This is a genomic window from Pseudomonas sp. 29, from assembly GCF_002754355.1.
Classification (GTDB): domain Bacteria; phylum Pseudomonadota; class Gammaproteobacteria; order Pseudomonadales; family Pseudomonadaceae; genus Aquipseudomonas; species Aquipseudomonas neuropathica.
The window spans coordinates 4,825,830-4,837,654 of the sequence record NZ_PEEY01000001.1; the positions used below are offsets into that span (position 1 = coordinate 4,825,830).

Annotated in this window: 11 protein-coding genes; 1 reads left to right on the forward strand and 10 read right to left on the reverse strand. The window is 60.2% G+C overall.

Annotated features, from left to right (window positions below; genetic code table 11):
• Nucleotides 1-4 precede the first annotated feature (4 nt).
• On the reverse strand, nucleotides 5-811 hold the full coding sequence (locus tag CLU80_RS22430; protein WP_093441617.1) for an alkaline phosphatase family protein: 807 nt from the start codon (nucleotides 809-811) through the stop codon (nucleotides 5-7).
• 180 nt (nucleotides 812-991) lie between these two features.
• Nucleotides 992-2,059 carry an ABC transporter substrate-binding protein gene (locus CLU80_RS22435; protein ID WP_093441622.1) on the reverse strand — a complete coding sequence of 356 codons (1,068 nt, stop codon included), beginning with the start codon at nucleotides 2,057-2,059 and terminating at the stop codon, nucleotides 992-994.
• A 351-nt stretch (nucleotides 2,060-2,410) separates the two neighbouring features.
• Between CLU80_RS22435 and CLU80_RS22440 the strand changes: the two genes are divergently transcribed.
• On the forward strand, nucleotides 2,411-3,124 hold the full coding sequence (locus CLU80_RS22440; RefSeq protein ID WP_064121017.1) for a UTRA domain-containing protein: 714 nt from the start codon (nucleotides 2,411-2,413) through the stop codon (nucleotides 3,122-3,124).
• 509 nt (nucleotides 3,125-3,633) lie between these two features.
• Here CLU80_RS22440 and CLU80_RS22445 read toward each other — a convergent pair.
• From CLU80_RS22445 to minC, 8 genes are all read right to left on the reverse strand, one after another.
• Nucleotides 3,634-4,968: an amidohydrolase gene (locus CLU80_RS22445; protein WP_099758420.1), complete on the reverse strand. Its 1,335-nt coding sequence runs from the start codon at nucleotides 4,966-4,968 to the stop codon at nucleotides 3,634-3,636.
• Nucleotides 4,969-5,032: 64 nt separating this feature from the next.
• Nucleotides 5,033-7,186, reverse strand: coding sequence for a mechanosensitive ion channel family protein (locus tag CLU80_RS22450; RefSeq protein WP_099758421.1), 2,154 nt, complete (start codon nucleotides 7,184-7,186; stop codon nucleotides 5,033-5,035).
• 77 nt (nucleotides 7,187-7,263) lie between these two features.
• Complete coding sequence (locus CLU80_RS30330) at nucleotides 7,264-7,440, reverse strand: hypothetical protein (RefSeq protein WP_007919198.1); 177 nt, start codon at nucleotides 7,438-7,440, stop codon at nucleotides 7,264-7,266.
• A 212-nt stretch (nucleotides 7,441-7,652) separates the two neighbouring features.
• Complete coding sequence (locus CLU80_RS22455; protein ID WP_007919200.1) at nucleotides 7,653-8,942, reverse strand: M18 family aminopeptidase; 1,290 nt, start codon at nucleotides 8,940-8,942, stop codon at nucleotides 7,653-7,655.
• 116 nt (nucleotides 8,943-9,058) lie between these two features.
• Nucleotides 9,059-9,694, reverse strand: a complete 636-nt coding sequence (locus CLU80_RS22460; RefSeq protein WP_007960625.1) for an RluA family pseudouridine synthase — start codon at nucleotides 9,692-9,694, stop codon at nucleotides 9,059-9,061.
• A 90-nt stretch (nucleotides 9,695-9,784) separates the two neighbouring features.
• Nucleotides 9,785-10,039, reverse strand: coding sequence for a cell division topological specificity factor MinE (gene minE, locus CLU80_RS22465; RefSeq protein WP_003223146.1), 255 nt, complete (start codon nucleotides 10,037-10,039; stop codon nucleotides 9,785-9,787).
• The gene (gene minD / locus CLU80_RS22470; RefSeq protein WP_007913953.1) at nucleotides 10,039-10,851 is read right to left on the reverse strand and encodes a septum site-determining protein MinD; all 813 of its coding nucleotides are present in this window, start codon (nucleotides 10,849-10,851) and stop codon (nucleotides 10,039-10,041) included. Before minD ends, minE begins: the two co-directional genes overlap by 1 nt.
• A 169-nt stretch (nucleotides 10,852-11,020) precedes the next feature.
• Nucleotides 11,021-11,758, reverse strand: coding sequence for a septum site-determining protein MinC (gene minC / locus CLU80_RS22475; RefSeq protein ID WP_026000431.1), 738 nt, complete (start codon nucleotides 11,756-11,758; stop codon nucleotides 11,021-11,023).
• Between the last annotated feature and the right edge of the window lie 67 nt (nucleotides 11,759-11,825).

The following is an 11,825-nucleotide window of genomic DNA, read 5'->3' on the forward strand; positions in this document are numbered from 1 at the left end:
GAGTTCACTTGAGCAACTCCCGGCACACAGGTTTGTCGTGGGGCACGCCGAGCAATTCGCAGACGGTGCCGCAGATTTCGGTCTGCTTGGGTGCGGCGCCAGCGTCGAGGCTGAACGCGTCACCGAGGACAAACAGCGGCACCTGGCGTTCTTCCGGCAACAGGCCGTTGTGCGAGCGATCGTTGTTCATGCCGTGATCGGCGGTCACCAATACCTGATAGCCAGCGTCGAGCCAGCTTTGCAGATAGTCGGCAAGGATGATGTCGGCCGAGCGGGCGCTGTTGCGGTATTGCGAGCTGTCGAGGCCGTGCTTGTGCCCGGCGTCGTCGATGTTCATCGGGTGGATCAGCAGGAAATTCGGATCGTGGCGCAGGCGCAGGTTTTCGGCGTCGGCGAACAGGTGCGAATCCGGGTAGTGATCGCTCCAGTAGAAATGCCCGTGCTGGATCGGCAGCGACAGATTGTCGGTGTGGCGGTCGCGGGCGGCGACGAAGGGCGAGCGGTTGTACAACTCGCTGACCCAGTGATACGCCGCCGCAGCGGTTTTCAGACCGGCGTCGCGCGCGTAGTGATAAATGCTGCGCTGGTTGGACAAGCGCGAGACGTTGTTGTGGACGATGCCGCTGTCGATCGGCGGCACGCCGGTGAGGATGCATTCATAAAGCGGTCGGGACAGGGCCGGCAGTTCGCACTCCAACTGATAGAGCGCGGCGCGTCCTGCGCCAACATAAGCCTGCAGATGCCCCATGGCGTGACGTGCGACCTCGTAGTTGAGACCGTCGAGCACGACAAGGATGACGTTGTGCTTCATAGGGGCAAAAACTCCGCGAAATTCAAATATTCCGAAATCAACTCAATCCCTTGTGGGAGCGAGCTTGCTCGCGAAGGCGTCATGTCAGCCAACATCAATGCTGAATGAATAACCGCATTCGCGAGCAAGCTCGCTCCCACATTTGGAACTCCAGCGGATCCCGAAGAGGGATCTACAGGCTTATTTCATCTCGACGATGACTTCTTCGTTCCACGCCTGTGGCAGGGCTTTCGAAGTCTTTTCCCACGCATCGGCGTCTTTGATCGGGGTGACCTTTTTGTACTGCTCGTTCGGCAGCAGCTTGGCCTTCACGTCTTCCGGCAGTTGCAGGTGCTCGGCGCGGATCGGGCGGGCGTTGCCACGAGCGAGGTTGGTCTGGCCGGCGTCGCTGAAGATGTATTCGCGGGTCAGCTTGGCGGCGTTCGGGTTTTTCGCGTATTTGTTGATGATCGTGGTGTAGCCGGAAATCACCGAACCGTCGGACGGGATCAGCACCACGTAGTCATCCGGGTTGGCCATTTTGGCTTTGTAGCTGAGGCCGTTGAAGTCCCAGACCACGCCGACTTCGATCTCGCCTTTTTCCATGGTGGCGATGGTCGGGTTGGCCATCGACAGGCGACCCTGTTTGGCGATGTCGGCGAACAGCAGCAGCGCAGGCTTGATGTTTTTCTCGTCGCCACCGTTGGCCAGTGCCGCAGCCAGAACGCCGTTGGCGGCTTGGGCGGCGGTGCTCACGTCACCAATGGATACCTTGTATTTGCCGCCCTTGAGGTCAGCCCATTTGGTTGGCACTTCGGAGCCGTGCAGCAGCTTCTTGTTAACGATAAACGCGATGGTGCCCGTGTAGGCCAGTGCCCAGTTGCCGTCCTTGTCCTTGGCCCAGTCCGGAACCTGATCCCAGGTGCTTGGCTTGTACGGTTGCACCACGCCTTGCTTGACCGCGATCGGGCCGAAGGCAGCACCGACGTCGCCGATATCGGCAGTGGCGTTGTCTTTTTCGGCGGCGAACTTGGCGATTTCCTGGGCCGAGCTCATGTCGGTGTCGATGTGCTTCAGGCCATAGGTTTTGGCCAGGTCTTCCCAGGTGCCTTTCCAGTTGGCCCAGTCATCGGGCATGCCGACGCTGTTGACGGCGCCTTCCGCTTTCGCAGCGGCTTCGAGGGTTTTCAGATCGGTGCCGGCCGCCATGGCGGAGGTGCACATTGCAATGGTCGAGCCTAACAGTGTTGCCAGGAAAAGCTGTTTCATTCCGAAGCTCCTTGGTCGTGTTCAACGCTGCGATTGCGGTGTGTGTTGGTCTAGGTCAGCAATACCTGAGCCAATTTAAGGGGGCTGGATGACACTTTGATGTCGGTGGCCTTGTGTCAGGCCTTTTATTTGCCCGGTATTGGCGGCTGCCAGATAAGCGTAGACCATGCCCAAAGGCCCGGAGAGCAAGGGACTTGGCCGATGTATTGCAAGTCGTGAAGACGACCGTTCGGTAGTTTTGTCATCTCTTGGTCATCTGCACTGCCTAGGCTTGCAACATCAGGAAACGGCTTGATCGCCGTGCAGTTTTGCCCCGAAACAGTGCTGGTCTAGTCCAGATAGGTAACGTTGATGCGCGATGAGGCAACAAAAGCGGTGACAGCGATTGGCCAGGTGCTGCAAGAGCAGCTCGATCACGGGTTGCTGGCGGCGGGCAGCAAGTTGCCGGCCGAGCGCAAGCTCAGTGAGTTGTTCGGTACGACGCGGATTACTGTGCGAGAGGCGTTGCTGCAACTGGAGGCGCAGGGGCAGATTTATCGTGAGGAGCGCCGTGGCTGGTTCGTCTCGCCGCCGCGTCTGGCCTATAACCTGATGCAGCGCAGTCACTTTCACGCGATGGTCAGTGCGCAAGGGCGGGTGCCGTCGACCGAGGTTATTTCGGCACGGTTGCAGCCGGCGTCGGCGGCGGTGTGTGCGTGGTTGCAGTTGCCGGCGTTGTCGAGCGTGATTCAGATTTGCCGGTCGCGGCGCATTGATGGGCGGTTGGTGTTGTATGTGGAGCATTATTTGAATCCGCAGTTTTTTCCGGGGATTCTTGAGTTTGATTTGAATCAGTCGATCACCGAGTTGTATGCGCGGCATTACGATTTGCACTATGGGCGGGTGCGCTTCGAGATTGTGCCTACGTCATTGTCTGTGGATGCGGCGGCGGCTTTAAGGGTGTCGGTGGGGAGTCCGGGGTTGCGGATTGCTCGGGTCAATTATGATCAGCATGAGCGGTTGATTGATTGTGATCTGGAGTTTTGGCGGCATGATGCGATTCACGTTGGGGTTGATGTTGTTTGATCGTTTTGGGGGCATATCCGTTGCTGCGGTAACGGCGGCTTAGGGTTTCGCCCTTACGGCGACTCACTTTTTTTACAAACGCCTAAAAAAAGTAAGCAAAAAAACGCTTGCTCCTACGTGCGGCCCGCTCGCTGAGGCTCGGGGTTCCTTCGCTGCGGGATCGATCCGGGCGCAGCGTCTACGGTTTGCTTCGCTGCACCTTCTCTCGCTGTGTTTGGCTGCGCCAAACGGTCGCTGCGCTCCCACGCCCGGATCAATCCCTCCACTCAGCCTTCCGACGTCGCCCGTGGATCAAGATCAAAAGCGGTACTCGAGCTAACGCTCATTGTGTTGAGTGGGGCGGCTTTGCCGCATGGGTGTTCGCAAATTAAAACTGTGGGCGCTGCGGTGCGACGGTTCGACCTGCCAGCGATGGCGCCCTGACAGCCGACCTGTTTCTGGCAGGCTGTACACGGTCCAAATGTGGGAGCGAGCTTGCTCGCGAAGACGCCCCCACAGTCACCTCATTCCTACTTGCCCGCCCCCGCATTGGCATACAGATAATCCGTCGCCAACGAGGCCAATGTTCTCACGCCTACCACCAGCGCCGACTCATCGACAAAGAACCCCGGATTGTGATTCGGCGCTGCCTTGCTCATGTCCTGGTCTCTTGGCGTCACGCCGAGAAACACAAACAGTCCCGGCACTTCCTTGGCAAAGAACGAGAAGTCTTCCGCGCCACCCACCAGCGGTGCATTCACCACATCATCCTTGGCCGCCCACTTCAACGTCGGCAGCATTTTTTCCGTCAGTGCCGGGTTGTTGATGGTCGGGTCGTATTTTTCGATGATGGTGACGTCGGCTTTGGCGCCGCCGCTTTCGGCGATTTTTTCCACGGTCTGGCGGACGTCGGCGTGCAGTTTCTGGCGGATGCCGTAGTCGTAGGAGCGGATCGTGCCGGTCATGTCGACGGATTCGGGAATGATGTTGTAGCGCGTCCCGCCGTTGATGGTGCCGACGCTGACCACTGACGGATAAGACGAGATATCGGTGCGGCGGCTGACTACGGTTTGCAGGCCGACGATGGTTTGCGCGCCGACGGTGATCGGGTCGATGCCGTCCCATGGGCGGCCGGCGTGGGTCTGTTTGCCGAGGATTTTGATGCGCAGGTCGTCGGAGCTGGCGAGGGTCGCGCCGGGGCGGTAGGCGATCTGGCCGGCGGGGACACCGGCCCAGACGTGCAGGCCGAAGACCGCATCGGGTTTCGGTGATTTCATCACGCCTTCCTCGACCATCATTTTCGCGCCCCAAGTGTTTTTGCCGTCGGGGATGAAGTCGCTTGGGCCTTCTTCGGTAGGCTGGAAGTAGAACACCACGGTGCCGGGCAGGGTGTCGCGCATGCCCGTAAGAATTTTCGCCGTACTGAGCAGGATCGCGGTGTGGGCGTCGTGGCCGCAGGCATGCATGACGTCGACTTCTTTGTCGAGGTAGGTGCCTTTGGCTTTCGAGGCAAACGGCAGGTCGGAGACTTCCTTGACCGGCAGCGCGTCCATGTCGGCGCGCAGGGCCACGGTCGGGCCGGGCAGGGCGCCTTTGAGGACGGCGACTACACCGGTGCGGGCGACGCCGGTTTTGACTTCCAGGCCCATGGCTTTGAGTTGTTTGGCGACCAGGTCTGCGGTGCGTTTTTCCGTGTTGCCGAGTTCCGGGTGGGCATGGATATCGCGGCGGGTTTCCAGCAGTTCGGGCTCGAGCTTTTGCGCTTGTTCGGCGATCGTTGTGCGGGTGCTTTCCAGCGTCGCGGCGCCAGCGTTGCTGGCGAACAGGCTGAGTAGAACGGCTTGGGCAATGCGCGTCAGTTGCATCGGGTTCTCCTTGCTTATTGTTGTCGGGCTTCCCTGCCTGTGACTGCAACCGCGTGCCTGAGTGCTATTCCTTCGGCTGGCCGCCACCGGCAGTGATCACTTGCACGCTCATGCGCGGCGTCGCCAGATCGAGTCCGGCTTCGTCGAGGTGGCGTTTGAGCGATAGATTGAAGGCTCGGGACACTTCCCATTGTTTGATCGGCGCGGTCTTGAACCGGGCGCGCAGGATCGCGCTGCCGGATTCGAAACTTTCGACGCCCTGAATCTCCAGCGGCGACCAGATGTTGCGCCGTTGCAGCGGATCGGTGCGCATCTTCTGGCCGACTTCGCGCATCAGTTTGATCGCGTCGTCGATTTCCATGTTGTACGGCACCGCCACGCGGAAGATCGCGTAACCGAACTCCCGCGAGTAGTTCTTGATGCTTTTGATTTCGCTGAACGGGATGGTGTGGACGATGCCGTCGATATCGCGCAGGCGCACGGTGCGGATGGTCAGGCCTTCGACAGTGCCGAGGTGGCCGCCGACGTCGACGTAGTCGTCGATGGCCAGCGAGTCTTCGATGATGATGAACAGACCGGTGATCAGGTCCGCGACCAGCGACTGCGCACCGAAACCGATGGCCAGACCGATCACACCGGCACCGGCCAGCAGTGGCGTGACGTTCATGCCCATGTTGGCCAGCGCGACGATCAGCGCAATGATGAAGATCGCCACGAACAGCACGTTGCGGATCAGCGGCATCATCGTCTGCGCCCGCGCATTGGCCAGGCCTTTGCGCGAGCGGGTCAGGGCGTGGTGCACGGCGGTGTCGGCGAGGATCCAGATCAGCCAGGAGAAAATCAGTGTGCCGATCAGGCTGAACAGTTTGACGCTGACATCATGCCCCTCACCTTCGGCGAAACCGATCAACGACTGGCCCCAGACGCGCAGGCCGAGTTCGATAAAGACTAGCCAGACCAGCAGGTGCGCGAGGGTGTAGAAGAAGTTTTTCAGGCGTTCGGAGTACAGCGCGTGGCGTTTCGGCCCGCGTTGCGGTTTCAGTGAGTGGCGGCGCACGAGGCCGTTGATCACCATGCACAACACCAGCAAAACCGTGCAGATCAGCGACTGGCGCAGTGCGGTGCTGGTGTCGCCGGCGGAGACGAACGTGGCGAACAGCGAGATGCCGACCAGCACCAGCGCCGGCACGTACCAGAAGGTGCCGAGGATTTCGATGGTATCGCTGAGGGCACGGCGGGTCAGGCGTCGTGACAGCGGCTGGTTGCGAATCAAGTGCGCGATCGGCCGGCGGAAACGCAGGATAAACAGGCCGGTCGAGATTGCCGCGAGGACATTGGCGATGGTTGCAGCGGTGTGGGCCAGATGCACGCCGAGGCTTTCGATCAGGCGCGGATCGTTCAACGCTTCACCGAACGCGGCGAAGCTGCCGATCAGCCACAGCGGCCGGAACGCCTGATGACGCAGGATGTACAGCGCACGATGGCGGTGCGGGCCGTCGAGCAGGGAAAACGCGATCACGCAGATCGCCGAGAAACAGGTGCCGACCACCAACGCATAGGCCAGCACCATCGCCAGGCTTTTGCCTAGCGACGACGGTAGCGCGTAGCTCATGTAGACGGTCATTACCAACGCGATCAGCCATGGCCCGAGCTTGCGTAATGCAAAGCGCAGCATGTCGAGGGCTTTGGGGTGTTGCGGCAGTTCTTCGGTGAGGCCGAAGCGCATGCGTACCCGGTGACTGAGCCAGATCAGCGCGGCGGCGAGCAGGCTCCAGACCATCAGGATCATGGCGAAACCGAAAATGATCGGCAGCCACTCGTTGGCCGGTAGCAGCATCGCGCTCAGTTCGTCCTTGGCCAGGTCGAACTCGTTGCCCCAGCGGTTGAGCGGGCTGTCGGCACCGGTGAATTGCTTTTCGAAGTTGGCGAGGGTCCCGCCGATCAGGCCGAGTACGCCTTCTTCGGGGCTGGCCTGGGCCTTTTTGGTGGCGTCGCGCAGCTTTTTCAGGTCGGTCAGCAGTTGCGCGCGTTGCTTGTCGTTTTCCAGCGACTTGATGACTTCGTCGAGGGACTGGCCGAGCGGTTCCTGGGCTTCTGGCTGGGCCTTGTTGGTGTTGAGCAGACCAGGCAAGCCGACCGCGTGGGCGGGCGCCATCGGCAGCAGTGCCATCAGGCAGACAAGGAACAAACTGGGCAAAGCAAAAAGACGAGCGAACACTAGGCGGTCAACCTCGCAAGGGGCGGATTCGCTGGAGTGTACGAGGCCCACCCATTCAATGCGAGCCGGGCGCGGATTTATTCGTTGAGTTTGGCGAGGATCTTGTACACCACCGTGGCGAGGATCATCAGCATGCCGACCCACATGGCGAACACGCCGGCGTTCTTGTCACGGAAGTTGAAACCGATCGCCAGCAGGATCATTCCGCACAGGATGGGAATGAGCATGGCGTGGAACGAAGACATCGAGATCATGGAGACTGCCTTGTCGAAATGAATGATGTAAGTCTAGGTCGGTTTTGCTTGAGCTGTTCTGACGTGTATCAGAGTTGAGCCGGTTTCAAAATGAAATTTGTGCTGCCTGAACTGACGCTTTCGCGAGCAGGCTCGCTCCCACATTGGAATGCATTTCAAACTGTGGGAGCGACGGTGCGACGATTCGACCTGCTTGCGAAGCTTTTAAGCTTTTAGGGTAATTCGCGGCAGGCGTAGAACGCGCTGAGCACTTTGACCAGATGCGCCAGGTCATGGCTGCCGCACAGTTCGCGGATCGAGTGCATGGCGAAGGTCGGCAGGCCGATGTCGACAGTGCGCACACCGAGGTGGCTGGCGGTGATCGGGCCGATGGTCGAGCCGCAACCCATGTCGCTGCGCACCACGAAGCTCTGTACCGGCACTTCTTCGGCCATGCACAGATGGCGGAAGAACCCGGCGGTTTCGCTGTTGGTGGCGTAGCGCTGGTTGCTGTTGACCTTGATCACCGGGCCGGCGTTGAGTTTCGGGCCGTGGTTGGCATCGTGCTTTTCCGCGTAGTTGGGGTGCACGCCGTGGGCGTTGTCGGCCGAGACCAGCAGGGACTTCTGGATGGTGCGGACGAACTCGTCACCTTCCGGCAGCAGACGACGCAGGGTTTGTTCGAGCATCGGGCCATCGGCGCCGCAGGCCGAGCAGGAACCGACTTCTTCGTGGTCGTTGCACACCAGCACGCAGGTTTCGTCGGTTTCGGCGGTCAGCAAGGCTTGCAGGCCGGCGTAGCACGACAGCAGGTTATCGAGGCGCGCGCCGGCTATGAAGTCGCCGTTGAGGCCGATCACTGCAGCGCTTTGCGTGTCGTAGAAACTCAACTCGTAATCGAGCACGACGTCGGCGTTCAAGCCATGTTCGCGGGCCAGTTGATCGGTGAGCACGGCGCGGAAGTCGACGCGCTCGTCACCGGCGAATTGTGCGAGGATCGGTGGCAGTTCGGTCTGCGCGTTGATCGCCCAGCCCTGATTGGCTTCACGGTTGAGGTGAATGGCCAGGTTGGGAATGATCGCGATTGGCGCCTTGAAGTCGATCAACTGGCTTTCGACTTTGCCGTCGCGGCGGAAGGTCACGCGGCCGGCCAGCGATAGATCACGGTCGAACCACGGCGCCAGGAGGGCACCGCCGTAGACTTCAACACCCAGTTGCCAGAAGCCCTGACGCTGCAGTTCCGGTTGCGGCTTGACCCGCAGGCACGGGCTGTCGGTGTGCGCGCCAACCAAGCGGATACCGCCGTGCAGTGGCGAGGTGCGGCCCATTTTGATCGCGACGATCGAGGAGTCGTTACGGGTGACGTAATAGCGGCCGTTCGGCTCGGTGGTCCATGGCTCGCGCTCGTCGAGGCGCACGAAACCGGCAGCCTCCAGACGCTGCACCAGACTGGCGGTGGCGTGGAACGGGGTAGGGGAGGCCTTGAGAAAGTCGATCAGGCCTTGGTTCAACTCTTCGCGCATAAGAAACTCCAGACAGCAGTGGGCGGGAGTTTAACGCATCGGCCGGGGAATTGAATCTGCACCGAACCCATGTGGGAGCGAGCCTGCTCGCTCCCACATGGGTTCGGTGGTGCTTGTCAGAACGGCGCAGGGCACTCGAAACGCAGGCGTTCGCCGGTTTGCGGATGGGTGAAGCTGAGCATGCTCGCGTGCAGGCACAGGCGTGGCCATGCCGCCAGCGCCTGCTCGTGGGCGTAGAGGCCATCACCGAGCAGCGGATGCCCGATCGACAGCATGTGCACGCGCAACTGATGCGAGCGGCCGGTGATCGGTGTCAGCTCAACGCGGCACCAGTCGCCGCAACGCTCCAGCACACGCCAGAAGGTCAGCGCATGCTTGCCGAATTCGTGGTCGACGACATGGCGCGGTTTGGTCGGCGGGTCGTAACGCAAGGGCAAATCGATGCTGCCACTGTCCAGTTCCGGCTGACCCCAGGCCAGTGCGGTGTAGGCCTTTTCAGTTTCGCGGTCATGAAACTGCCGGGACAGTTCGCGATGCGTATCGGCATCACGCGCCAGCAAAATGATGCCGGAGGTTTCCCAGTCCAGGCGATGGACGATGCGCGCTTCGGGGTAGCCGTTTTCCTGCAGGCGGGTAATCAGGCAATCCTTGTTGTCGTCGGCGCGACCAGGCACCGAGAGCAGCAACGTCGGTTTGTCGACCACCAGCACGGCGGCGTCCTGATGGATGATGCGGATGTTGGACAGCGGCATTAAAACAGCCTCGTAACAAATGCCAACGGCGGTTCAGGGCCATCCCGCATGGGGATGGCCCTGAACCGCCGTCGTACCTGCCGGATCGACTCAGCGATCAGGCAGGGTGATGTTGAGTTCCAGAATCGAGCAACTGCCCTGGCTTTCCAGTGCAACATGTACGTCGTCGTTGCCGATGTTGACGTACTTGCGGATCACGTCGACCAGTTCCTTCTGCAAGGCTGGCAAGTAATCCGGCGTGCTGCGCTGGCCCCGCTCATGCGCCACGATGATCTGTAGACGCTCTTTCGCTACCGAGGCGGTACTTGGCTTTTTGTTGGCACGAAAGAAGTCAAAAAGGTTCATTACCTACCTCCAAACAGGCGCTCGAAGAATCCCTTCTTCTCGACATCGAGGAAACGGTGGGCTTTTTCTTTGCCCAGCAAACGGTCGACGGTATCGCTGTAGGCCTGACCGGCATCGCTCTGGTCGTCGAGAATCACCGGGACGCCCTGGTTGGATGCCTTGAGCACCGCCTGGGATTCCGGGATCACGCCGAGCAGGGTTACCGAGAGGATTTCCTTGACGTCTTCAACGCCCAGCATTTCGCCCTTTTCAACACGCTCTGGATGGTAGCGAGTGATCAGCAAGTGTTCCTTGATCGGGTCTTCGCCACGTTCGGCGCGGCGCGATTTGCTGGCCAGCAGGCCCAGCATGCGGTCCGAATCTCGTACCGAGGACACTTCCGGGTTGGTCACGACGATCGCTTCATCAGCGAAGTACATGGCCAGGTGAGCACCTTTCTCGATGCCCGCCGGGGAGTCGCAGACGACGAACTCGAATTGTTCCTTGAGCTCCATCAGGACTTTTTCCACGCCTTCGACAGTCAGCGCGTCTTTGTCGCGGGTCTGACTGGCGGCCAGTACGTAGAGGTTTTCCAGGCGCTTGTCTTTGATCAGCGCTTGTTGCAGGTTGGCTTCGCCGTTGACCACGTTGACGAAGTCATACACCACGCGGCGCTCGCAACCCATGATCAGGTCAAGGTTACGCAAGCCCACGTCGAAGTCGACGATCACTGTTTTGTGGCCGCGCAGAGCGAGGCCGGTACCGATAGCGGCGCTGGTGGTGGTCTTACCCACACCACCCTTGCCGGATGTAACCACGAGAATCTTGGCCAAGGTGTTTCACCCCTAAGGAAGAAGGACTTTTTAGCCCCTGAAAAACATCTCTTGAAAACTACTGCAGTCGGACAGCCTTGGCTGGAATTCGGCATTGAGCCTTTTTCCTACTTCGTTTGAGCCGTTTTCGCTACGTTTTAGAGATGCTTGGAAAATGCGGCAGTATCCGTTAAAGCCGAATGATGTTCAACACGTCGCCCGACAGGCTGACCTGTACGCCCGAGCCCCACATAGGGTCGCGGCGCAAATCTTCGGAAACCTTGTAATGACCGGCGATGGAGATCAGTTCAGCGCTCAATTGCTGACAGAAAATCCGTGCCTTGGTGTCACCCTTCACGCCGGCCAGCGCCCGACCACGCATCGGGCCGTATACATGGATGTTGCCATCGGCGAGAAGTTCCGCCCCCGGACTGACCGAGGACACCACGACCAAATCGCCACCCTGGGCATATATCTGTTGGCCACCACGTACTGGCGTGGTGATGACGCGAGTCGGTTTGACGGTTGGCTCCGGCGGCTTTTCCGGCTTCTTTTTGACCTCGGCTTCGGGTGTTTCCAGCGGTCGTTCACGGGCGCCCGACGGCGGCAGCACCGGAATGTCGATAGCGATGGCGGCGGCGATATCTTCGATGCGGCTGGCGCGAATCGCCAGGGTGCGCAGGCCATGTTGACGGCAGACGCGCATCAGGCCTGGCAGATCGACGGCGCCTTCGCTCGGCGGCAGTTTGTCCAGCGCCAGAACCAGCGGCGCGTTGCTGAAGAAGTTCGGCGCCTGGGCAACTTTGGCGGCCAATTGCCGATCGAGGCTTTCGAGGTCGTTACGGGCCAGTTCCAGCACAGTAATGGCCAGCATGCTGCCCTTGAGCTGGAATACGGGATCTTGGTCTAACGGTTCGGTTTGGCTCATGTCGGCATACAACGGCTTGTCACTAAAAGTGCCGAGACTTATAACGAGAACGCCCGCAGGCCGCAAG